16 protein-coding genes are annotated in these 25439 nt (G+C 55.1%); 14 read left to right on the top strand and 2 right to left on the bottom strand.

Going from position 1 to position 25439, the window contains the following annotated elements:
• Positions 1-64: 64 nt before the first annotated feature.
• Both TBK1r_RS08925 and TBK1r_RS08920 read right to left on the bottom strand, forming a co-directional pair.
• Positions 65-805, bottom strand: a complete 741-nt coding sequence (locus TBK1r_RS08925; protein WP_145209067.1) for a hypothetical protein — start codon at positions 803-805, stop codon at positions 65-67.
• A gap of 336 nt (positions 806-1141) precedes the next feature.
• Complete coding sequence (locus TBK1r_RS08920; protein WP_145209065.1) at positions 1142-2179, bottom strand: hypothetical protein; 1038 nt, start codon at positions 2177-2179, stop codon at positions 1142-1144.
• A gap of 816 nt (positions 2180-2995) precedes the next feature.
• On the opposite strand from TBK1r_RS08920, the gene TBK1r_RS08915 reads away from it, so the two are divergent.
• The 14 genes from TBK1r_RS08915 to TBK1r_RS08850 all read left to right on the top strand — a co-directional run bounded on the left by TBK1r_RS08915 (position 2996) and on the right by TBK1r_RS08850 (position 25375).
• A complete protein-coding gene (locus TBK1r_RS08915) occupies positions 2996-4054 on the top strand; it encodes an exosortase/archaeosortase family protein (protein WP_419581147.1) in 1059 nt (352 codons plus the stop codon).
• Positions 4055-4514: 460 nt separating this feature from the next.
• Complete coding sequence (locus TBK1r_RS08910) at positions 4515-6845, top strand: polysaccharide biosynthesis tyrosine autokinase (RefSeq protein WP_145209063.1); 2331 nt, start codon at positions 4515-4517, stop codon at positions 6843-6845.
• Between the two features lie 59 nt (positions 6846-6904).
• Positions 6905-11908 (top strand): tetratricopeptide repeat protein, encoded by a 5004-nt coding sequence (locus TBK1r_RS08905; RefSeq protein WP_145209062.1) that lies wholly within the window; start codon positions 6905-6907, stop codon positions 11906-11908.
• An 82-nt stretch (positions 11909-11990) separates the two neighbouring features.
• Positions 11991-12641, top strand: coding sequence for an exosortase-associated EpsI family protein (locus TBK1r_RS08900; protein WP_145209060.1), 651 nt, complete (start codon positions 11991-11993; stop codon positions 12639-12641).
• Between the two features lie 12 nt (positions 12642-12653).
• Positions 12654-13598, top strand: a complete 945-nt coding sequence (locus TBK1r_RS08895; RefSeq protein ID WP_419581146.1) for a sugar transferase — start codon at positions 12654-12656, stop codon at positions 13596-13598.
• 357 nt (positions 13599-13955) lie between these two features.
• Positions 13956-14858: an XrtA system polysaccharide deacetylase gene (locus tag TBK1r_RS08890; RefSeq protein ID WP_145209057.1), complete on the top strand. Its 903-nt coding sequence runs from the start codon at positions 13956-13958 to the stop codon at positions 14856-14858.
• Between the two features lie 740 nt (positions 14859-15598).
• A complete protein-coding gene (locus tag TBK1r_RS08885; protein WP_419581145.1) occupies positions 15599-16912 on the top strand; it encodes a TIGR03087 family PEP-CTERM/XrtA system glycosyltransferase in 1314 nt (437 codons plus the stop codon).
• A 1-nt stretch (position 16913) separates the two neighbouring features.
• Entirely contained in the window at positions 16914-18323 is a 1410-nt protein-coding gene (locus tag TBK1r_RS08880) for a PQQ-dependent sugar dehydrogenase (RefSeq protein WP_145209055.1), read from the top strand.
• Positions 18324-18386: 63 nt separating this feature from the next.
• Entirely contained in the window at positions 18387-19283 is an 897-nt protein-coding gene (locus TBK1r_RS08875; RefSeq protein WP_419581144.1) for a c-type cytochrome, read from the top strand.
• 6 nt (positions 19284-19289) lie between these two features.
• Positions 19290-20621, top strand: a complete 1332-nt coding sequence (locus TBK1r_RS08870) for an O-antigen ligase family protein (RefSeq protein WP_145209053.1) — start codon at positions 19290-19292, stop codon at positions 20619-20621.
• Between the two features lie 149 nt (positions 20622-20770).
• Positions 20771-21667, top strand: coding sequence for an ABC transporter permease (locus TBK1r_RS08865; RefSeq protein ID WP_145209052.1), 897 nt, complete (start codon positions 20771-20773; stop codon positions 21665-21667).
• An 80-nt stretch (positions 21668-21747) separates the two neighbouring features.
• Positions 21748-22908 carry an ABC transporter ATP-binding protein gene (locus tag TBK1r_RS08860; protein WP_145209051.1) on the top strand — a complete coding sequence of 387 codons (1161 nt, stop codon included), beginning with the start codon at positions 21748-21750 and terminating at the stop codon, positions 22906-22908.
• A 284-nt stretch (positions 22909-23192) separates the two neighbouring features.
• The gene (locus tag TBK1r_RS08855) at positions 23193-23993 is read left to right on the top strand and encodes a hypothetical protein (RefSeq protein WP_145209050.1); all 801 of its coding nucleotides are present in this window, start codon (positions 23193-23195) and stop codon (positions 23991-23993) included.
• 446 nt (positions 23994-24439) lie between these two features.
• Positions 24440-25375: an FkbM family methyltransferase gene (locus tag TBK1r_RS08850; protein ID WP_419581143.1), complete on the top strand. Its 936-nt coding sequence runs from the start codon at positions 24440-24442 to the stop codon at positions 25373-25375.
• Positions 25376-25439: the final 64 nt, after the last annotated feature.

The raw sequence follows: 25439 nt of genomic DNA, 5'->3' as shown, positions 1-25439 counted from the left end.
CGGCAACTAATCGCCGAAAGTGCCCCGATTAAATAAATGATCAACGCTGAGAGCGTGCTGAAACTCAGCTTAATCTTCGGCGATTTCTGCGAAAGCCGAGCAGGCAAGTACAACCAATCGCCCAGCATGAAAACGAACACAGCTCAGGCACTGCTTGGGCTGCGACATCGCCGCCACCTGCCGATATTTGGAAGCTGGTTAGAAAGGAGTCCGACGTCGCGGTTGTGACGATGTTGACGACCAAGTCGGTGCCGAAGTCAGATTGCTTGGTCCCGCCGGTGGACGAGGCCAAAAAGGTCGTCGTGAGTTTGTACAGAATCGGGTCCGAATCATTCGACGGGTCGGAATCTGCGCTGGGGTCAAAGTGGACTGCAGATTCGAGTCTTAGCTCCGTTAGGGACCCGGCAAGCAGTGTCACTGCGCTATCAGCATTACTGGGAGCTCCCTCGACCCGAAACGTCGTGCTGTTGGTTGATGCCGAATCCGGAATCAAGTTGCCGGATGCGTCAAACTTCGCTGTGAGCTGGAATTTACCCATCCAGCCATCAGTCGAGATGGTGTTTCCCGTGCCCTTGTAGATCCGCTCGAACGTCAACGGTGTCTCTGTATAAACGATGCGAGCGGCCGTCCCGGTGATTAACAAGGTTCCCGTCGAATCATCGAAACTTCCCGTTAACTGCGACAGTTCGATATCGGGCTTGCCCAGCATAATTCCTGCGGTCGCTTCGCGCGAAACGCCCAGCGCGGCCGCGAAGACGGCGCACAGTAAAAGCGTCCGGCGAGGAATCCATACTCGCGAAATCATTGAAGCACTCGATCGGAGTGGAGGGCGGTTCGTTGGTACGTTTCTCATCTCTTTCACAGCTATTCCTGCTCCCAGTCGGATAAGAAACAACCTAAGGGGGGCTAGTGTACTCTTCCAATCCAATTTCGCAAGCATTATCTGTTCACCTCCTTGTCAAATCCTCCCATCTTAACACTTTATCGCTACAAGCCGTTGTTTCGTTGCTTGGCACACTTTTGGGCATTTACGCCTTCAGCTCCGCGGCAGAGCGGAGCAGGTGTTAAGCGGGTGTCTCGCAATATTTTCATTTTCCTCAGCCCTCTTCCTCTCGAAAAAAACTGGCTGTTCTACAGTTCGTTACTCTGAGTAAATCGCTCGGAAAATAGGCAAAACGCCTCGGATCAGCACGAATCCGGCGACGGAAATGGCGGCCAGAAGCAGCCCCCCCGTCACGCTCCATTTGATCAGACTCTGCCGATTCGCTCGCTTTTCGGTTTTCTCCAGCAAGCGATCGGTGAAATCGGACGCGACGCGGTCGGTATTGATGTGTTGGGGATTTGACCGAGTGATGCTGCTCATCGGCCGTCGGTGCGGCTGGTCAACCACCACGATCGGGCGGCTGGATTCCTGAGGAACCGCGTCGTCCTTGTCGCCTGCCGCAGCCCCCGGCATTGTGGGGGTGGCCTCGCTAGGCGGGTTTTCAGCCAGTGGGTCTCCGAAACGGCGGTCGGCGCGGCTGCCGAGCTTGTTGGCCCACAGGTGCACGTTTCCGACCCAAATCGACTGGCCTCCCGGAATCAGCTCCCGGACCATGGGATCTCCATCGGGCAAGGAATCGGGATTGAGCTGTACCGCCCAGACCCGCTTGCCGACGCAAACGATACCCAGTTCACAGATGCGCAGCCCCAGTCCGTGCATACGCATCGAACTCGGATGCCCCTCGCCAAGGATGGTGACCTGGCGGCTGAGCCGTCGCGTCTGCTCCCCCGTCCCCCAATCCATCACCAAGACCGCATCAGCCGGCTCGGCCTCGGTGGACGATTGCCCAATCGCCTCGGTTTCATCCGCCGTTCGCTCGGCCAGGACCATGGGCGGCATCCAATTGGGGTCGGCATCCGACATCAGTGACAGGCGTTGCTTGCCCACCAATAATTGAGTGTCCGATTTGATGCGGCCCCAGATCGGAAACGCGATGCCGCAAAGCGGCCAAACTTCAACCCGGGACCCGCAAACGACGGCAAAGTAAACCACTGGCGGTAATCGCTTGTACTCGACATGGACCTGGCACCGCTCGTGTGATCCGATCAGCGCAAAGGGCAGCGGCAGCTCGACCCATGAGTCGTCATCCCTTCGCCTGGACGAGAAACTCCATCGCGTTGACGGCCAGTACTGCATAGAGGGGGGGAGTAGAGGAGGAGAAAAGAGCTGAGCTTGACTGCGGCGAGAGCCGCCAAGGCTTTCGACGGCGAGGCACTAACCGAACCGAAGCACTTGCGGATTGGCGGTTTGATCAGCCATTTGTCGCAAGCGTACAGGCCTAGGAGCGTTTTCCTGGCGTGGTGGCCGTACGCTCGCGGCTAATTTCACGTGTGATCCGATGGGGGCATCAAGCCGTAAACGATTTCTGTGGGCAGGGATGCACGTATCCCCACATCTTACCTGGCCCGCCCCAGGCTCATAGCTGGCCGGTGCTCAAACGTCTGGAAGAGCGTTCCTTCTTTCCGGTCATTCCAACTTGTCGTGATATCCGGATTCCGCAGGTTCGCCAAGCATCATGCAATCCGGATTTCTGCTTGACAGTCGGTATCTGTCGCCTATCCTCAGGCCCAAGGCGAACCCCTCTGTGCGGGTAGGCTAATCGCCCGCAGATGCGATCGCCTGATCATTGGAACTTCACCTATCGCAAATCCGTCATACACGGATCCGCTTTGTGCAGAACGACGACGCCATGTTTCTGCCGATACAGCCACGAAACCCACACTAGCCTTCGCATTTCGACTTAGCCACTCGCATGCTCACGCCCGTGACGCTTTGTCTCGCGCTGGACCAAACACGAGCGTTTAATGAGCAAGATGTCGAATCGTCAGGTGGCTAGGCATAACGAATCAGCCAACCACTGGCTTGGCGATCCGCCAGGCCTGCCAGAAGCCCCCACCCTCTCGCAAACCCTGAACCGCGACCAGAGCCGATCTACCGGAACTGGCTTTTCCCATGTCTAAGAAACGCAAACCGATCCGGCCGCCGGCAAAAAACGGCGGCGGAAAGACCCGTAGCCGTAGCAAATCCGCGGGCCTTACCGAAATGAACCGTAAACTTGCCCGTGGCGAGTCGGTTTCTCTCGCGCCGCAGAAAGCGGAGGCCGAGCCGCTGGTCGAGGTCGCGCCGCCCAGGCGGTGGTCGGCCAGTACCTGGGGGATGCTCGCTCTGGCGATCGGGATCCTGGCCTACAGCTATCTGCCCACGTTCTCGTGGATCGTCGATAGCTGGCAAAACGAACCGGACTACGGCCATGGGTGGTTTGTGGTCCCGCTTGCTCTGTACCTTTGTTACCGCCGCAGCCATCTGTTTCCCGGGGCGAGCGAAAAAGTAGCTTGGCAGGGGCTCTCGCTCGTTTTCTTGGCGATCGGGATCCGAGTGCTCAGTCGTTTCGCCTACGCCGACTTTCTGGACGCCTATTCAATCCTGCCCGCGTTGGCCGGTGCGGTCTGGTGCCTGCTGGGATTGCGGGCGATGCTGTGGGCCCTACCCGCGATCGGGTTCCTATTCTTTGCGATCCCGCTGCCGTTTCAGGCCGAAAGTGCCTTGAGTTGGAATCTGCAGGGGGTTGCGACGGATCTGAGCACGTTTTTCCTGCGTGCCCTAGGTCAGCCCGCGGTTGCGGAAGGCCACATCGTGTGGATGGGCGAAGAGAAGCTGATGATCGAGGAGGCGTGCAGCGGGCTGCGGATCTTCGTCGGCATGGCCGCGTGTGCGTATTTTTGGGCCGTGCTGAGTGACCGCAATTGGTCCGATCGAGCGGTGTTGGTGATGGCGGCGATCCCGGCGGCGATTCTGGTCAATGCGGCTCGGATCGTGGTGATCGGGCTGTTCTACACACAGGTTTCCTCGGCCGCCGGGCGACACTGGATTCATGACTTTTCGGGGTACGCGATGATCGCCGCCTCCTTCGCATTGCTGGGCTTGGTCAGCTGGTACTGGCAGCTGGTGTACAAAAGAGTTCCGATTATGACCGCAAAAGAGACTTTGCGGGGCTCTGTCAGCCATTCGTAGATAATTCACGTCAAACATTAGACTACCGCTGTCGGCTGGGTAGTATGGAGGCCGTCCGGTGCGGGTTGCCACATCGAAGGACGCATCAGGGGGATAGCCGACGCGAGTTTGTCAAACACGCTGGCGACGGCCGTCCAACTGCCAAGGCTGGCTTCACCGCCTCTCATCGGGCGGACACACCGGATCGGTTGAATGTGCTTCAATCTTTACAAAATTTCTGAACTTTTCGTGTATCCACTGTGCCAGGCGGCGTTCAAACGGACGGAGAGGTAGATGTTGTGAAAACGACCCTTTCAGCACTGACGATCGCCAAGACCGGCGGTTTCATCTGGATGACCCCACTCTTCTCGGACTGTCTTAGAAATCGGATTTTCAGTCAGCTCCCCGTCACGACGAATTCCCAGCCAATCTCACCGGGTTGGAACCTTTCCTAAATCTTGCGTTACAGCTAACGACAAAAATGGATCATCAATCAAATCAGTTGCAGCCTTATCACGCTGGTCCGGTTGTTCGCGTGCCCGCCAGCAGTGAACCAACCAACTCATTCGATCCGTGGCTGCTATGGATCACGCTCCGCCGCTGCTGGTTTTGGGCGATTCCGATAGGGATCGTACTTGCGACGGTTGCGGCCTTCTTGGTCCTGCAGACGTTCGTGCCAATGTACAGAGCATCTCATCATTTAGCCGCGAACAAAGATTGGTTGATTGATCGAGGGGTGCTCCCAGCGCCGGAGGATCTTGCGAAGTCAGAGCGTTTGCTCTTAACAAGCCCAATCGTCCTTTCGCAAGTGATAAACAACCCAGAACTGCAAGCTTTTAGTCTGAACGATCCCGATCCGGATGTCAGAGAACAGGCTCTACTCTCCAATTTGACGATCGGAAACAGCGGAACGCGTTCCACACTGTCGATCAGCTACAGGGATATTGACAAGCGATTTGCTGCCGACGTTTGCAATGCGATCGTTGAAGCGTACCTTCAGAAGCGTGATGAGTACGACAATCGACGAATCGGGCGACTGGAGAACTGGTTGACACCTCAAGTGGAACAACTGAAACGCAAGGTTGAGGAACAAGAGAAACTTGTTGCACAGTTAGCCAAAGAGTCTCATGGCGTCGCTCCTGGCGAACGCGTTGCCGCTTTAGAGAATAGTGACTCGTTTTCGGTGATCCGTAATCTCCGAAGTCAGATTAGTGATTTGGAGATCGAAATTGCGTTGCTTGACGCTGGCGTAGGGATACGGAATCCACTGAGCAGCAGCGAACTCGGGGAGTCCTCAATTGAGGAGTTCGTTCCGGCTGTGGAAAAAGTTAAGCGCGGCACAATTGATCCTAAGCGTCTTTCGGATTTCATCAGTCGAGACAAGGAAGTCAACCGCACGAAAGAGATGTACGAAATCTACCGCAAGCAGGTCATCGAATTGGAAGTGTCGGAGCGTTGGAGGTTTGATAAAGACCGGTACGCGAGATTGCAGACGGAACGGGATCAGTGGGAAGAGAAGCATGCACTGGCGAGGAAGGCCGCGTCTGAGCGGGCAATCGATATCATGGAGGCAGAGCTCGATGAGGAACTTGAGCGTGCCCGGGCTGAGTATGTCGCAAGCTCGATTGCAAAGCAGAAGCAGCACGCACGTCGTGCAGAATTGATGAGCGATCAGGAGAAGGCAGAGATAGCAGAGCGTCGCGAACAATTGGTAAAGCGTCTCGATGTGCTGGAGTCTCAGTACAAAGCTGAATCAGATATCCTCCGCCAACGTGATGGAGTCAGTGTGGCTCTGCTCTTCGCCCAAGATGATTTGGAGCGGACTCGATCAATGTTACACCGCATTACGGATCGGCTAGCATCAATTCAGATGGAGAGCAAGCGAGGTAGTTCGGTCATGTCGATTTCCCAAGCGACGCCACCAAGCCGCCCGGTTGAAGCCGTACCATTTAAAAAAATGATCATGGCTGGAGGTGCCGGATTTGCGATTCCATTTCTGATCGGTCTAGCTTGGGAATTTCGGACTAAACGCATTACGGACAGTCTGGACCTTGAAAAATCGCATTTGATCGCGCCCGTGATTGGGGAACTGGCTCGAGCTCCTCGGGCAGCGGTCGGTAGGAATTCTAAAAGTCGACGCGTGTTCGAGGAGAGTGTGGATGCATTACGTGCCAATCTGGCGCTTTCCAAAGACACCCGGCATGCCCGATCCTTCGCCGTGGTCAGTTCGATGTCCGGCGAAGGCAAGAGCACGGCGGTGTCCCAGCTCGCGATTTCGCTGGCCAAGTCCAGTGGCAATACGGTGCTGATCGTCGACTGTGACATGCGTTGTCCGGACCAGCACGACGTCTTTGGACTGGCCCTGGAGCCAGGTCTGAACGAAGTCTTGCGCAAAGCGGTTCCGCTGAAGGAAGCGATCAATCGCGAGCTGGGCGACTTGGTGCACGTTCTTCCCGCCGGTCACCTGAAAGCCAGTCCGCACCGGTTGATCTCGCCAGATTCGATGAAAGAGCTGATGGATGAGGCGCTGGAGTCCTATCAATACGTGATCTTGGACACGGCCCCGGTCCTGTCGGCCGGTGAAACCTTGGCCGTCGCGTCGGTCGTCGATTCGACCCTGGTCTGCGTGATGCGAGACTTGACCCGTATGGACAGCGTCGTCCGCACGACGCATCGCTTGGAAGCCTCCGGGGCAAATGTCGTGGGAACGATCTTTAGCGGCGTAACGCCGCGACAGTACTCCTATCGGTATGGAGACTACAAGTACAGCGATTTCGGTCAAATGTTAGCGGAGACCACGCACCGAAACTGATTCGACCAACCCGTTCTCACACGTTAAATTGAATCACGATCCGTCCAAAAGACCCAATCATGTCCCAGCCCACCCAGACTGTAGACGGCGACGCCCCAATCGCTGCACGACAGCAAGCGGATAGCCGCCACGAGCCGGAGGTGATCTCGGAATCGCATGCGGGAAAACTGAGTGAACGTCGTTACCACTGGGTGATGGATTGGCGGCTGGTCGGCTACACCGCCTTGGGTGCGGTGTTCCTGATGGTCGCAATGGCCGCGTCGTACGTCTACCATTCTAGCAAGGCAGCGAGCACCTTCCTCAGCCGTGCCGACCAGGCGGCGGCAGATGGCAAGCCGGCCGAAGAAGTTCGCTGGCTATCCAGTTATCTGCTGCTGCACCCGGATGACCGCGAGAAAGTGATTCGCGCGGCGATCTCGGCCGATACCGCGGCCGAAACGGCGACCCGTGAGAACCTTGTTCACCGCGTCACGACTGCACGAAAACGCCTGGGTACGGCAATCGCCTATCTCGGTACGGCAGATGAAGCTGACGACCTCCAGGCGGATATGCGACGCGATCTTCGCAAGCGGCTGATCAACCGCCTGATTCAAAGCGGTGGCTATTTCTTCAAAGACGTCGAGCGTCACGTTCGTCTGCTCGGTGCTGGTCAGAATGATGCGGAAGCTCACAAATGGCTGGCGATTGCATTGGTGGGGCAGGTCCAGGAAATGCTCTATCAATCCCGCGATGCAAACGCAGTGGAACATGAGGACGATTACTACGGCTGGTTGTCCCACCAACCGCCGGGAATCGTATTGCGTGAAGCGGTCAAACGAAATGCGGATGACTTGGACCTGATCGGTGCATTCATCGCACTGTTGCAAACCGAACCAGAGACCTTCGGTATCGTAATCGCCAGTGATGAACAGAATGTCGAATCGTTTACCCGAACCATTGCGTCATTGGACACGGACACCGCCGAAGTCCTGGATTCAGTTTTGCTGGGGCTTCACGCGCGTCCGGACTCGCGTGCCAAGATCTTGCTGTATCGCTACGCCTCGATGGCTGGGGAAAACGCCAAGGCGAGCGAGTTGATCAAGTCTGCCGCCGCCGAAGCATCGGCCAGGTTGGCGGCAGAGGACTTTTCGAAGCCCGAGACAGGAGGTGATGGCAGCACGGAAAACAAGCCGGAACCGGGGCTGCAGCTAAGCGAAGAAGCCGAAGCGTTGGTCTGGGATTACCAGTGTGTCTATTTCGGTGCTGGTTCGATTGTCGACCGTGCCGCCGTCAAAATGGCGACCGATGAAGAAATCAAGCTCGCCACCGACTGGCTGAGTCAGCTCCGCGACCTCGGGGTCGATTCGGTACCGGTCCGCCCCGAAGCCGTCAAGCAAACCTACCTCGTCTCCGGGCTGTTGGCCGAATCATCGGGAGACTTGGATCGGGCGATCGACCTGTGGCAGGAAGGATTGACCGTCGTCAATGACGACAACCTGGATTTGCTCGGCAACGTCGCCTGGGCGCTCGCGCGGCGAGCTGCCGAAGCCGATGAGAGTGCAAAAACCACGGCAACCGACGCGGCCGACAAAGCGATCCAGAAATTTTCCGGTGTCATCAATGGCAAGAAAAGTGAATTGATGCTAATGACCAGCGATCAAATCAGTTTGGCCGATCGGACGGCGTTCGCCGAGGCAATCACGAACGCCGATTGGAAAAAGAAAGTCGCCCAGGCGACCGTCATCGCAGGCAAGGAGCCGTCGTCGAAGAACGATCGGGAAATCATCGGCCTGCTCGACGGTTTAACCGACGACGAAATTCGCTTGGAACCTCAGATCCGAATCGCGGGCATTTCTCAGCTGACCGGAGCTTACCAGCGACAGCTCGCCTGGGACTTGGCGGCAACAACACTGACCGAAGCCGCCGAATTGTTCCCAACCAATGAGGCGCTGGTCCAGGCCAGTGGTGAAGCATGGACCCGCTCGGGGAACCGTTTACAAGCCGCCAAACAGTGGCAGCGAGCCCGCCTGTCAAACGTGCCACGTGTCCGTGTCGCTTCGTTGGAGGCCGAGTTTGCCTACCAGTTGCGATTGATCCCTGAACAGCGGGAGATCGCGACATTGCGATCGCGCGTTCGCGAATTGGATGAACTATTGGAAAAGGCCGGGGACACGTTCGCCGAAGAACAACTTCGCTTGCAAACCCTGCGGGCTCAATTGCCTCCGGAGGGTGTGCTCGCCGAGGAATACCTGCAATCGGAAGAGCTTGCCACCAAGATTTCAACCTTGGCCGATGAGAATCCGAACAACACCGAGTTGCAAATGTACGCGGCCGAGCGGTTGGCCGCGGCAGGCAAAACTGAGCAGGCCGAGTCGGTGCTCAAACGACTTGATTCGGATCAGAAATTGGCTCCGGTCCAGCAGCAACTGTTGCGTGCCCGCGTGTTGGCCGCGTCCGGCAAACATGCCGAGGCCGGCGAGTTGCTGTTGAAGGCGATGGAAGTCGATTCGCAGGCCGCAACCGGACTTGCGCAAATTGCGTCCGAGTACGCCAAACGTTCCGGATCACCCGATCTGGCCCAACAAGCCCTACTGAGAATCCCCGAAGCTCAACGCACCCCGGCGATCTACTTTTCGCTCTACCAAATCGCCAAGCTGCAAGATCAGGCCGGCGAGATGGAGCAGTACCTGTCCGAATTGCATCGTGTCGAAGGTTATCGTGCCGATGCTCGTGCGATCGGCGGTCAAACGGAGACGTCACCGGCTTATTCGCTGTTGATTGAGGCAACGAAGCTGGTCGAAAAACTGCTGGCGCGGGGGGGCGTGCAGCGCGACGAGCGGGATTACACGCGAGCCAAGACGCTGATCAGCCGGTTACAGTCCTTGCGTCCCAACTGGGGCAACGCGGTCGCCCTCAGCGGTTGGTTATCGTTCGCAAGCGGAGACTACGCGTCGGCAATCGAGCAGTTGCGTCGAGGAATCAACTCCGGTGATCGACAACTTCGTACGCGACAACTGCTGTGGCAGGCACTGCTGACGTTGGGACGCGATGAAGAAGCCGAGCGGGAGATTCGCCTGGCCGGCATCGCCACCCAAACCGACCTGGATCCCTACAACGAAGTTTCGATCGGGATTTCGATACGCAAGGGCGATTATTCGCTGGCACTCGACTCTGCCAAGCAGATCGCCGAGGACAACGTCGATGATCCGATCGCCTGGTTGGTCTACGCGAGATTTGCACTTGTGATGCGGGCCCGAGCGATTTCCGACAGCGGAGTCGCCGAGACGCTTGATGCGGAACTGCTGTTGAAGGATGCCAACGAAGCGATTGACAAAGCAGCAGGGTTGGCCGAGATGGCCTCCCAAAAATCCGCGGTCGCATCGGCAAGGATGAGTTTGGCCATTGCCGTCGGCGACAGGCAACAGATCGAACGAGCACTTAATGAGCTTCAAAACGGCGAATTGAAGCAAGGCGATCGACTGTTGCTAGAGGCCAAGGCGTTGATCGCGCTGGATCGCATCGACGACGCGATCGAAAAATTAAAAGCCGCCAACGATCTTCGTCCGGATTTCAAGGCGCAGATGGCGTTGGTGCGGTTGCTTCGATCAAGAAGTCGAGGCGGTGACGCCCTGGCCATTCTGGAACAAGCCTTCCGTCAAGACCCGAACAATCCTCGCATCCGTACCGAGTTGGCCGCACAGCTGATCGATAGCGGTCAAGAAATCGATTGGGATCAAATCGCCAAATTACTCAACAGCGATCAGGCTGTCACGGAACAGAACCGCTTGGTGTATGCACTGCTCCTTGCCTCGAAAGGATCGCATTACCAGCGGCAAGAAGCGGTGCGATTGCTGCGCGACATGGCGGGAAGCCCAACCGAGATCGGTCTTGGTGCCTCTCGTGTCCAGGCGGCGCTGATGTTCGAAATGGTATCGCAGTATGACCAGCTGACACCTTCGGAACAAAAGCAGTTCGACAAAGACCAATACATCGCCGAAGCGAGAAGGGTTTTTAAACAGCTCGCTGGCCGGGACAATCCCGCACTGGTCGACTTGACCCGATATTGTGCCTTTTTAATCTCCATCAATGACGAAGGCGATCTCGATGAAGCACGCCACGTCATTGATCGATTGAAAACGCTGCCCGGGTCCGCATTGGAAGTCTTAAAGATCGAAATGATGCTGGCCGGCCAGGGTGGAGACAAAGAAGGCCTGCCAGCGATCGTGGACCAATGGGCAAATGATCCATCGACAGGCAACGCCGACACTGTCGCTGGCGGCGTGGAAACGGTCGCCGGGGATGCGCTGATGAGGAACGGTTTCATCGACGAAGGTCTGGCTTGGTTCCGCCGCGCCTACGAAGCGAACAAGGACTCCTTCGTCAATTACATTGCGGCCTTGTCCCTCGCAGGTAACCACGACCTGGCTGCTGAAGTCGCAGCAGATCGCTACGACGAAAAGCCGACGGCCACGACGGCCGTCTTGCTGGTAGAATCCTTGCTGGCGTTCGATCCCGAAATGATTGAACCTCGCTACGCACAAATCCTGGACGAAGCGGTCAAGGCCTACCCTGACAACGCGGCGCTCAACGATAGTGTTGCTACCTGGGCGATGCAGCGAGGCGAAAATGAACGAGCCATCGCGCTGTACTTGAAGGTTCTGCGCCTCGATCAACGACGTCTTCGTCCGCTCAACAATCTGGCGATGATCTTCGCCGAATTGCCCGGACGGGAACTCGAAGGTCTCAAGCACATCGACGCCGCGATAGAGATAGCAGGCGACGACGCCGAGTTGCTGGACACTAAGGGGACTGTCCTGTTGCGCGGCAACCGTGTTCAGGAATCGGTTGAGCAATTTGAGCAGGCGATCGAAAGCGGTGAAGAAAAAAATTTGCCCCGCTACCAGTTCCATCTGGTTCAAGCACTCTTGGAACTCAATCGCCTCCAGGACGCCAAGAAGATTTGGTCCGAGGTCAACTTCCAAGAACTGGACTTGCAAGGTCTGACCCCCGCCGAGCGTGATGCGTTAAAGCAGCTGCACCAACGGCTCGGCACTAATCCATCAGCCAGCAAAGAGGCAGCCTAGCTAGATGAGTTCCTCACCCCACGTTTCTTGCAGCTAATTCGATTGACGAAACATTGACCAAAGCCGTTCTGATCGCAAAACAATGACCGATTCATCCGCCCCCAAGTCGCTCCAATCACGAGGCGTCATCGTCGCCAGCCTGTTGACGCTGGCGTTGTTTTCCGGTGTCGTGCACGGCTACCTGGACGGACGCTGGACGACGCAAACTTCGCGATCGGATCAGGGAGCATTGCTCAATCAACTGCCAATTACTGTCGGCCCCTGGAAATTGCTTGACGAGCAAGACTTGCCGGAATCAGCGCAGCGTCTGTTGCGTTGTTACGGTTCGGTCGTCCGGGTCTACCAACACACCGAAACCGGCGTGATGGTCAACTTCGCGGTCATGTACGGCCCTCGCGGTCCCATCGCCGTGCACACCCCCGAAGTCTGTTACAGTTCCGTCGGAACCAAACAAACCCGTCCGCGTCGAACAGAGACCTTTAAGACAAAAGAGAACCGCCACCAGGTGTGGTCGGTCGAATTCAGCCGCGATGACGAGCCAGAAGCATCGTTGGCAGTGTATTACGGCTTTAGCGACGGTGGGGCATTCGTCGCAGCAGACAGTCCTCGGTTCTGGCTGACGGATGACCTGTACAAGATCCAGCTTGCCGGTCCCGTGACCGGGTCGGCGATTGATCCCTGTCACTCGTTCCTCGAAGCATTCTTGCCCCACCTTGAGAAACTCGTTCAATAATAGGATTGCGCCGTGCTCCACTTTGCATCGCCACATGACGACGACTACTACGACAGCGATGAAGACTCCTCGATTTCGACGGCGGTTAGCGACCGGGAACGCGCCGACACGCATGACTTGCGTGAGGAGCCGCGGCGTACCTCGAGTATCGATGACTGCAAACGCATCGCAGTTGAACGCGCCAAATACTTCCGCCGCAAGTATGCGGTTGAACGCGTCCTCGGCGGAGTGATGTTTGTCGCTGCGGCGCCGGTTATCGCCGTGCTGATTGGGCTCGTCCGCATTACGTCGCGAGGTCCGGGGATCTATCGCCAAAAACGCGTCGGTCTGCATGGCGAAACATTCCATGTCTACAAGCTACGCTCGATGTACGTTGACGCCGAACGCGGCGGTAAGCCTGTCTGGAGCACCAAGAAAGACAAACGCATCACACCGCTGGGCAAAGTCCTCCGCCGCACCCACCTGGACGAGCTGCCCCAGTTGTGGAACGTCGTCAAGGGCGAAATGTCGTTGACAGGCCCACGTCCCGAGCGACCGGAGATTTGCGAAGTCCTGACAACGTTTATCGACGATTATTACCACCGCAACGTCGTCAAACCGGGTGTCACCGGGTTGGCCCAGATCAACCTGGAACCCGACGAAACCGTCGCGGACGTCAAACGCAAACAGTTTCTCGACTTGCTGTACATCCAGAATGCGGACCTATGGCTGGATTTGAGAATGCTGACCGCCACCGGGTTGCGCGTCATCGGGATTCGCGGCGGCCGAGCGATGAAGTTGCTATCGCTGTGTCGAGCCCCCTTGGTCGTTGAAAGGGTCATCATCCAGCCCGGCGACAACCGGAAACTGTTTCCCGACCAAGGGGGCCGAGCGGCCAACACCACCGAAAGATCCAGCAGCCCCGATCATCGGAGCGATCCCGCGATTCGTTGTGACCGTCGCCACGCACCAAAATGACACCCAAGTGATCCAACGTGTCCGTTTGCTGCCCCTCTCGTCTTTGCTCATCCACTTCTCCCCCGCATCGACCTAAGTAAAACCATGCGGCCCCACCCCATCCCAACGCTTCCCCAGCACGACGCGTTAGCGAGTGGCCCCCCAACAACACACAGAGGCAATCAACCCAACCCCTTCACCACACATCCAGAATCGACCCCACCACGACGCGTCAGCAAGTGGCCCCACCCCAAACCAACCGCCTAGCGCATCACCAACCCCACATGGGATAGCCTTCCAGCCGATCACCCCGAACATCGACACGCTGGAATCCTCTCCCACGTTTAATCCAATCAAACAACCACATCGCCTCATCCTATGACCGGCCGCCCCATCCACGCGATGACCGTCGATGTCGAAGACTATTACCAGGTCTCCGGCATGGAAGACCGCGTGTGCCGTTCCGATTGGGACCAATTAGAAAGCAGGGTCGAACGCAGCACCGATCGCATGCTGTCCCTATTCGACGAGGTCGACGTGCGCGGGACGTTTTTTATCTTGGGTTGGGTAGCCGAGCGATTCCCGGCACTGGTCAAACGGATCGCCCGAGCAGGGCACGAAATCGCCTCGCACGGCTACTGGCACCGCTTGGTTTACGAAATCACCCCGGATGAATTCGCCAAGGACATCAGCGACAGTTGTGATGCCATTTACACAGCCTGCGGTGTCCGGCCGACGGCCTATCGTGCCCCCAGTTTTTCGATCATTCAAGACTCGCTCTGGGCGCTTGACATTCTGGTCGAACACGGGTTCACCGACGACAGCAGCATTTTTCCGATCGCCGGTCACGACCGCTACGGCGTCCCAGGATCGCGGAAAGACATTCATACACGTAAGACGACGCACGGACCGATCCGGGAGTATCCGCCATCGATTGCCCGGTTCGGTAAAGCCCCGGTACCGGTCGGGGGAGGATATTTCCGGCTGTTACCGCTTCACTTGACAATCCGTGCGATCCAGTCGATCGAAAAGAAACACCGCCCGGCGATGTTTTACATTCATCCCTGGGAAATCGATCCGGAACAACCGCGAGTGAAAGGGCTGCGTCGCTCGGCTGCCTTCCGACATTACATCGGACTCGAACGCACCGAGCGGAAACTGCGTCGTATGATGAACCGATTGTCGTTCGGAACGATGACCGAATCACGAAAAAATGCCGACCAGCATCAGAAGAAGACCGCAGACAAACGCTCGGATCTAAACGCATCGATCACTCGATGAACAAACCGACCCATCCCGTTGCGTTCAGAGCGACCCGTCACCAGCGGTGACACCCGCCGGGGAGATTCCCCCAGCCTATCGTGCTGACCGTCACCGGGCATTGCCCTGTTTCGGTCGTCCCCAAAAACAATCAAAATCAACCGCATGGTTGGCAGGCAAACAGAAACCGCCTGTCACCCAAGCGGACGAAGTCCGCCCGGACGGAGACAAGGAGACAAGGAGACAAGGAGACAAGGAGACAAGGAGACAAGGAGACAAGGAGACAAGGAGACAAGGAGACAAGGAGACAAGGAGACAAGGAGACAAGGAGCGTAGGTGATGCTGTGCATCACGGTCCGGCTGACACCTCAGCACGTGGCATTAGCCAGTGGCGCGTGATGCAATAAACCCAACGCGCCGCTCGCTCACGCGTCCAGCTGACATCCATCATTCCGCCTCCCTGCCTTCATCGTCTTGCCCCCATCGTTTTGCCACTCCTCGTTCGAAGTAGGTGATGCTGTGCATCGCAATCCAACCGGGATGCACAGCAATGCCCTACGAGCTCTCCCCGTCTCATTTTCCTACCCCAAAAATCTTCCTACCATTTTTTGACCACCCCATTTTTTGACCAAAAACTCCCCAGCATCATTCTGCCACTCCTCAGCACCAACCACACCAGCACGCCGCGTTAGCCAGTGGCGCGTGATAATTGAACCCCACGCGCCGATCGCTCACGCTACCCGCTGAAATCACACCCTGTTTTGCCCGCCTTCACCACCGTCAACGCTCCCATCACCACGCCAGTCGGCACTGCACGCCGCAAACGCGTCTTGCTGCTGACGCATCGGTTCCCCTACCCGCCCAACCGCGGCGACCGGATCCGGTCCTACAACTTGATGCGTGTCCTGGCGGAATCCTTCGACGTCACGCTGGCCTGTCCCCACGACGAACCCGTTTCCGATGCGGAACTGCAGCACGTCAATCAAATCTGCAGCGCCGTCATCACCGCACCAGTCGGCACGACCCGTTGGTTGCGAGCCGGCGTGTCGTTACTCGGCGGCCACAGCCTGACCGAAGGCCTGTTCCACCAGCCAGCGATCGCCGACCAAGTCCTCGCCTGCCACCAAGCCCAACCGTTCGACGCCGCATTGGTGTTCTGCAGCAGCATGTTCCCCTACGTCGATCACGACGCCTTCCGAGATACCCCGATGATCGTCGACCTGGTTGACGTCGACAGCGAGAAATGGCGGCAGCTCTCGATCGACCGTTCCGGACCCAAAAGCTGGATCTACTCCATCGAATCCAAACGCGTGCGAACCCTGGAACGCCGCATCGCCGACCGCGCCGACGCGATTACGCTGGTCAGCGACCAAGAAGCCGACCTGTTCAAGTCAACCATCACCACCACCACACCCGTCCACGGCGTCTCCAACGGAGTCAACACCGACTACTTTCGCCCACCCTCCCAGCGGGAAGCGTCAGCGAGCGGCCCGCCATCCCAGCGGGAAGCGTCAGCGAGCGGCGCGTCAAACCTTCTCTTCACCGGCGTCCTCGACTACCCGCCCAACGTCGAAGGCCTGATCTGGTTCTGCACCAAAATCCTCCCAACCCTCCGCAACCACGTCGACATCCAACTCACCATCGTCGGCCGCCGGCCCAACCAAGCCGTCAAAGACCTCGGCTCGCTCGACGGAGTCAACCTGGTCGGTGAAGTCCCCGACGTCCGCCCGTATCTGCACGCGGCCGACATCGCGATCAGTCCGCTCAAGCTCGCCCGCGGCATCCAAAACAAAGTCCTCGAAGCGATGGCCTGCGGCCTGCCCGTGATCACCACCACGCAATCAGCCGAAGGCATCGACGCAATCGACGGCAGCGAATTCATTATCGCCGACGACGAAGCGGCTTGGGTCGATGCAATCAGTGATCTCGCGAACGATACCACTGTGCGAACCAGAATGGCGTGTGCCGCCCGTGTACTGGTTGTTGATCATTACGCGTGGTCCGCCCGTATGAGCCAAATCACTAACCTGCTGAGCGTTGCGATCGCTGAGCATCGACTGGACGTTGCGAATTGAGATGAATGAATCTCTGTTTCTGCTGATTTTTGTAATCTGTTCAACGATTGCCATCCTGGTGACTGCACGGCCCTCCACGCACAGGGGATTCGTAGCGATTGTCATCGGAGTGATCGTGCTGATCTGCGGAACCACGGCGATTGTCGCGGCTGGGAGTCCCTCGCAGAACTTAGTGGTTCGGTTGCTATCGGGACGAACGATCGGTGGTCGAGCCGATTTGGCCGTGCATTTGGGAGCGGCATGCACCGGGATCCTCGCCGGACTGGCAGTTTCGGTTGTCGCTAGATTTGAAAAGAAACGTAACTTGTTGATCGCGTCCAGCATCTATCTGCTCGCGTTTATGTCGTTTGCTGCATTGATCGCTCAGAACCTAATTTCACCGTATCTTGCCGATCCCAATGCCACCGGAGCATCGGGACTGGTAGCGACCGATGCGGCCAAGGGATGGCAAGTCAGACGGATTGCGGATCTGCCGGTGAGTCCAACTGCAGTCGCGTGGGCGGGGGACGGAAAAATCCTAGTGACCGGATACGCCGGGCTCTATTTTCAAAATGGTGCAGTCGTCGAAGTCCAACTCGGCACGAACCAACCCAGCATTCGCACCGTCGGCCGGGGCCTGACTCGTCCTCATGGCCTGGCTTACCGAGACGGCGAAATATTTGTTTCCAGAGCCGGCCAGTATGCACAAGCGGTCAATGGAAGGCTGATTCAAAAGGCGACCGGCGCCGTGACCCGTCTGCGTGATCTTGATGGAGATGGCAACTATGAAATCTTTGAAGACATCGTCTCGGGCTTGCCCGGGGCGCAGTTACCCGACGGCTTGCACCAAAACAACGGAATCGCGTTTGATACGGCGGGTCGGCTTTATATCACGGTTGGCACACCGACCGATCACGCCCCCGCCTTCGGAAAGCTCGATGGGACCATTCTACGGTACAGCATTGACGATGACCAACTTGACGTGTTCGCCAAAGGTTTCAGAAATCCGTTCGGAATCTGCTTTGACCACCGCGGAAATCTTTTTTGCACCGATAATGACCAGAACAAGTCAAATCCTGGCGACAAGCTGATTCACGTCGTCGAAGGCAAGCATTACGGGCATCCTTATGACACCGACTCATCAATCAACGTGGAAGACATTGAAAGTCCCATCGCCCGACTTTCCAGTGCTCAGGGGCTAGCCTTTCTGGGTGATGCAGGGACACCGATCGACAATCAGCTGATCGTCGCAAGTTTCGGCGACGATGCGCTCAACTCTGTTGAATTGGTCGATCAGGACAATCAATTGTCGGCCAAGATCGCATTTCTCGCGCGTATTCCATCCGTTGTTGCCGTTTGCTGCTCTCCGCGGGGTTCCATTTACGCCTGCAGTTATAGTGACCGGGGACTTTACGAGGTTACTTTCAAGTGATTGACCAGATTCCTAGCGAGCTTCAACGTCTTTAACATGCTTCAGGTCAGCTTCTTGCTTCGAATGGCAATCGGCGGGATCCTGCCCCTGGCGATTGGCGTCGGATCGTCAGCAGTGTGGTTCCCCGTTACGGGAGAGCGTATCAGCATTGCTCACGGTAGTGATCTCTTTCAGCATCATTGCAAACGTTGTCATTCCAATGACGCGTCCAGACAAGATGGCATGGGGCCTTCGTTAGCGAAGATTGGGCAGGTTGCAGCAACTCGAGTCGCCGGAATGTCTGCTGAGCAATACCTTTGGGAGTCGATCGTCTTTCCGGACCGCTTCAAGGCCGTTGAAGATGGCCAGATGCCAAACGGGTACGATGCAATTCTGTCAAATCGCGAGCTGAAGGATTTGGTCGCCTACTTGTCATCGCTCGGGAGTTCCCCAAATTTTCGCAATGTGATTGGGTTGGCGGATGCGCCGCAAACGCGTCAGGCAACAGATGGGCTAACGCTGAAATTGACGAATATTGAGAATGGCCGCCAACTGTTCACTGAGACATTTCAGTGCCAGAGCTGTCACGGTTGGGGAGAGCACTTCGCGGGACAGGATCTAGCCGCCCCTTCATTGAATGGTGTTGGACTCATGGGGCGAGACTGGCTGACAACATCGATCCGCGATCCTAGTAAGCAAATTGCCAAGAAGTATCGCTCCGTCCAGTGTTTGACCGAAGACGGCGACACGCATGTTGGACGATTGCTGTCGCAAGACGACGCAAGAATCGAACTGCTGTCTCAGGACGCATCCGGAAAATACCACATTCGCAAATTGAAGAGGGATGAGCTGGTCGAGATTCGTGACGGTAGCGAGGTGCTGATTCGCGACACATCCCCCATGCCCGCTTGGACCAGCCAGCAGATGAGCGATTCGCAACTCGATGACATCGTCAGCTTTCTGCTGACGCTAAGAGACTAGAGCGTCATGCTTGGATTTTTCTTCGTCTACATCGCATTCGTCTCGGTCTGCCTCGTGGCCTTTGTGCGTCCGTGGATCGGGATCGTAGGTTTCTATGGATTTGTCTTGCTCATGCCCGAATGGAATTGGCGATGGTCGATTCCGCCGGACCCAGGTTTTCAGAAGGCAATATTTGCGTGCACCGTAGTGGGCATGTTACTGTCTGCATTACCTGGCCAGAAACTCCGGGGGCCGATACGAATCGCGTGTCTGGGATTTCTCAGTTTTCTGGGGCTCGCGTACCTGAGCAGCATGCAGAGTATCGATCCATGGATGTCGGGATTCTTCATGGGTAACATGTGGAAGATTGTGGTCACCGCCTTGCTGGTTGTTAGGCTCCTCGATACACCTCGCAAAATCGGCGTGTTTCTTTGGACAATCGCCATCGCGCACGGGTACAACGCGTGGGGAATCAACCTCGAATACTTCCAAACGGGATACTGCCAGTACGTACGAGAAAATGATTGGGGTGGATACGGAAGCAACCAGCTTGCAAACCTCGCAGTTTGCATTTCAGCAGCTTGTTTGAGTCTGGTCTTTTATTCCAAAAAGGTTTGGCAGCAAGCGTTGGCTGGATTTCTGTTCGTCATGCATGTACATGAGGTGATGTTGCTTGAATCTCGCGGATGCATGTTGGGTTTGGTCGCACTTTCGGCTGCGGCCGTCCTGCTGGTTCCAAGAACGCGGCACAACATTCAGATCATCACCATCGCCGCCATATGCACCTTCGCGCTCGCCGGCCCTTCGGTGGTCCGGCAATTCAGTTCAATTTTCGCAAAAGCCGAAGACCGAGATTCCTCCGCCGAATCACGCAAGAAACTGTGGAAGGCGGGTTACGAAATCACAAGAGATTACCCGCTGCTGGGTGTTGGCCCCTATGCAGGTCGTCGGATGGTTCCGTCTTATTACGAAGGCGGGATGGAGCGAACTGATAAGGCTCTACACAATCTGATCTTTGAAATTTCGACCGGTTGCGGAATTCCGGCCCTGATTTGTTATTTATCTTTTCTGTTGATTCCTGGCTTCACCGCATTTCGCATCCTCCGCAACCGCAGCGTTAAAGGTCTGCTCCCGGCGGAAGTCTCGGCGGCGTTGTTCGGGGCGGCGACAGGGATCTGCGGATTTTTGGTTTGCAATCAGTTTTCCTCCGGAGCTTTGGTGGAGGGCTCGTATACCGTCGCCGCCGTCGGCGGTGCCGCTTGCTTAGTGGCCGTGAGAGAGTTTTTGCCTAGGCAGAAATGCACTTCAAAATCAGGTTATAGCGGATGGCCGTCTCAGGATTTTGCCTACATGAGTTAGCCAACCTCGTCCAAGCCATTGATTCCCATCTCACCCCCAAATGCATACGACCGTCATTTGTCGTTGACTTTCTCTTTGTAGAATGAACGACACGCTTCGGTTGAGTTGGACCTTCCGTGATTCAATTCGCTAATCAATACAATCATCTGATGTCAACTTCCGTGCAATCAACAACACAAACGACGAGTTCGGCGGCCAACCAGCTTCCCGAGGTAGTTTACTCTCCCGAATCTCCGCTCGCAAAACCAGGAAAACTAGTAGGAGATGTGTTCGGCGATCTCTGGCGATATCGCGAACTAATCTGGATTCTCTTTCTGCGAGATTTAAAGGCTCAGTTCCGACAAAGTTACCTCGGGTACGTCTGGCTATTCCTTCCCCCGGTGATGACGACGGCGATCTGGCTCTTTCTGAATGCACAACAAGTAATCGCAGTTGAGGAAACTCAAATTCCGTATCCAGTGTTTGTGATAATTGGAACGGTGGTTTGGCAAACCTTTGTAAAGCTTTTGCAAAGTCCTGTCGTTTCCTTTGCCCAGGGAAAGCCGGTATTTATGAAGCTGAACGTTCCGGCTGAGGCGTTCATCGCGGCAGGGACTGCGCGAGCAGTATTTGAATTTCTGATCTATAGCATTGTTTTGGTGCCGGTTTTTCTTACGTACCAAATTATGCCTCCATGGACCATTGTATTTATTCCGCTAATAGTTGTTACACTAATGGTAACTGGAACTGCTCTAGGATTGATGCTTGTGCCGATAGGAAGTCTTTACACTGATGTGCAGCAAGCGATACCGGTAATCATGGGGTTTCTCATGTACTTGTCGCCCGTCGTGTTCCCCCCGCCAAGATCTGGAATCGCGTCTGTTGTCATAGCGTGGAATCCAATGACACCTATCTTGATGGGAACCAGGGACATTCTCACGAGTGGCGACACTCAGCACCTGATGCCGATGGCCGCAATATTGGTTGCCGCTTCGATAATTTGCGTTTTGTCTACTGTTGCTATTCGTATTGTAATGCCGCATCTCGTCGCAAGAATGGGGATGTAGGCACCGCACCGACTCTTGTCGCAAGGACGTCCATGCAATTTGCTAGCAACCACATTCTCTATCATTACATACACGACTGAATGAACAACAACTTAATAGTAGCTGATAGAGTTTCGAAAAAATTTTGCAGGAACCTTCGCAAGAGTTTATGGTATGGGATCCAGGATTCCTATTTCGACTTGTGTGGTCGGACCGCCAAAGAAGCGTTGCGGAAAGATGAGTTTTGGGCGAACGAAGAGGTGTCGTTTAGTGTCCAGAGGGGGCAGTGCGTCGGATTGATCGGGCACAATGGTGCAGGAAAAACAACACTCTTGAAGCTTCTGAATGGGCTGATTAAGCCCGACAAAGGCAAGGTGCAAATTTCGGGGCGCGTAGGCGCGATGATAGCGCTTGGAGCGGGTTTTAACCCCATCCTGACCGGACGTGAGAATGTATTCGTTAATGCATCGATACTTGGGCTGTCGCAGAAGGAGACGCGAAAACTATTTGATTCGATTGTAGAGTTTGCTGAAATGTCTGAGTTCATTGACTCACCAGTTCGCACATACAGTTCAGGGATGATGGTTCGGTTGGGGTTCGCAGTTGCAACATCACTTAAACCCGACATTCTCCTGATTGATGAGGTGCTTGCAGTTGGAGATGCGAGATTTAAGGCGAAGTCATTAGTGAGGATCTCTGAGCTCCTCTCGCGTTCAGCAGTAGTTCTTGTTTCGCATAGTATGGCAACAGTCGCTCAAATCTGTGACGAAGTTTTGTTCATGGAGAAAGGAAGGCTGGTAAGCCGCGGAGCACCTACGTCGCAGATAGAGCGATACCTTTGCGTAGCGGAGGACTCAGTTGGCACAGCTGATGTCTATGGGGACGAAATCTTGGGGGTCGAATTGATTGACTACTCAAGAGATGTGCATCAAGGAGGGGAGTTGCGATTTTCCGTCTCGCTCAGGAGCAGCGAGGTCAACGGACTGGACTCTGCAATTATTGGAATAGTTGATCAGGCTGGATCGCAGGCAGCACAGACGCATGTAGACATCCAGGAGAACCTGCGATCAGAACAACGCTTAAGTTTTGTCGTTAATCATTTATGCCTTTCAACTGGTCGGTACAGCGTCAATTTGAATCTATATAGCAATGGTGGCAAGAAGCTGTGTGCAAAGTCCATAAATCTCTTTAGTTTCAACGCAACGACAAGAAAGCATCTCTACGCGACTTACTGTCCGGTTGGGCGTGTTGCATCTGAATGATCGGCATGATTAAAGCCAGTTGGTTATATGCTGCGATTTCGCGCCGATAGGTAACTAGCTTTTGCGTTGCAGTAGGTGCACGCGGGCTAAGTTTCCCACTGCGGTTTTGGCCGGCGCCGTTAGGCGATTAGCATCTTTTCAATTGCAAAAATCAATTAAAAGTGGATTCCTCTTACGCTCCCATTGGCATCGTTCGTGTTTATCGAGTGTTCGGACGCGTTATTTGGCCACGTAGATCGGGATGCGTCAGTAGATAGGCCGTACTGCATTAAAGGCTGTAAAATATGAATGGTCAAGAATTTCCGCGTCTTGTGTTCTGCGTTACAACTGGAAGGAGTGGTACCGGGCTACTGACTCGACAGATGAGCCGTTTTCAAGGAGTGTATTCGGCACATGAGGAAGAGCCGAACTTCGTCGACGTGATGCGATGCTCTCAGTCGGATCCGAGGAAAGCAAAGGAATTTCTCATTGAGTCCAAGCTACCCTCAATCAAATGGACCAAAAGTTCACTCTACTTCGATTCGAGTCATTTGTTTTGCAAGGGGTTTTTCGAGCCGCTTGTGGATTTGGGGTTATTTCCAGACCTCATCATTCTGCGCCGTGACATGAGAAGTGTTGCGAAGAGTTTGCTGGCGCTTGGCACGATCCCATCTCGATCAAGCCTAGGGCGTAGATACCTGCTCCAGCCTGATGATCCCGGTGTCCTGGCGTTAGGTAACTGGGAGCATCTCTCAGACTACCAGCTATGCTATTGGTACTGCGTTGAAACTGAACGTCGGGCGTGCCTTTATCGCAAAAAAGCGCAAGATCTTGGTTCGAAAGTAGTAGAGATCGAATTTGAAGCTCTTACGTCCGGTCGGTCAGAGCGGATGCTTGAGCGAGAACTGGGGTTGGTACCGTCACCATGCTATCGTGTGGGGAAGCGTTTCTTTAGAAGAAGTAAGAAAGTGAACGCAAAAAGCAGGCATAAAATCCAGCTTGGTGACCTGGATTTCGCTGGGCAGGAAGCGGAGGTTAATGCACGGCTGATTCAGGATAACTGCGCGACTGCTGTTAACGAGCTAAAGATTGGTGGGTCGATCTAAGCCGGATTCATTATCTTAAAGCCGGCAGCATTTGTTGGCAGCGTCGTTTGTCGCCGCGAAAGGATCTGAGCTGAGATCCGGGTTGCTCAGAGAAAGTATTTTAGCTGGAAAACGCGATAAGAGATTGGTAGAAAAATCGTTGCTTAGCTATTGCTTGCGGCTAGTGGAGGTTGCAGGTCGCTGTTTTTTTTCGGTTGCGCCGTTGCTCTGGCGTTTCGCTTCTTATTGAATTGGCTTTTGGTGTATCTTGGAAGCCCGTCACTTTTCATGTCAGCAAGAACGCAGTAGCCATGCTGCTGTCACTCGCCAAAACTGTTTCGTTTTAGATGGCATCGCGGATTGCTTCAGGTCTCACATTGAAGAGCGTGAGAGTTGTAGCCATAGACATACAGTAGCGTTTGATGTTGGTGGGGTTTCGTCATTTTAGATTGCATTATAGGCCCAAAATGGACAATTTGTCATATATCGAACTTTCAAAGAAACATTCTCGTATTGGAGAATTGCGTGAAAAGCTTCACTATTCTCTGGTTCGCAGGTGGTTTCGCCATGTACCGTTCGAGTGGGGTAAGGCGTATTTATGGGAACGGATCCGGCGACGGAAGTTCAGGTTTCGCACGGAAATCCGTCAGGGGATTTTAGTTGAAGGCGTATCGACCGATTATATTCAGCAGCGATTGTTTTTTTTTGGAGTTTGGGAGCCGTATTTAACAGCATGGCTCGAGGAAATTTTGGAGCCTGGCGATATATTCGTTGATGTTGGAGCAAATATCGGGTACTACTCACTTCTTTCAAGTAAGTTGGTCGGAGATCACGGGTGCGTTATCGCGGTCGAGGCGAGTCCGGAAATTTACCAACTGTTGAAATTGCATATAGAGTTGAATGCAATTTCGAATATCCGTCCGCATAACGTCGCTGCAACTGATTCGCGAAAAAGACTTTGCGTTATTCCAGGCCCAAGTACCAACATTGGAAAGACAAACGTTGGGGAAGTCGCAATTGGCGGAGTACCGATCCAAGGGGTTCCATTGTCAGAGTTGCTTTCGGGCATCCGCGTTGACGCGATCAAGGCAATTAAGATTGACGTCGAAGGGGCAGAGTTTAGCGTGCTGACCGGGCTCCAGTCTGTGCTCGGAAGACTGCCTGACTCGGCGATGTTAATTGTTGAAATAAGTCCGGAATTGCAGGAAGATGGTAAGCGGAGCGCAACGGAATTGATCGATCTTATGCAATCCTTCGGCTTTAACCCCTACGTCATAGGCAATAGCTATCAAATGAACGAATATTTTCGCAATCAAGGGCGTGTCGCTCTAGTGCGTCTGAGAGGAGGCGTGTCACAGCAAACGGATGTTGTGTTTTCCAAATTAGATGTGTCTCATCTTTAGGCGTTGCAGTGGGTGTGTGAAAATAACGTCTCGTTTGCGTGGGACATTAGAGCGGATTATTTGT

The sequence above is a fragment of the Stieleria magnilauensis genome, from assembly GCA_007753675.1.
GTDB lineage: Bacteria > Planctomycetota > Planctomycetia > Pirellulales > Pirellulaceae > Stieleria > Stieleria magnilauensis.
This window is presented reverse-complemented; position numbering and strand designations above follow the sequence as displayed.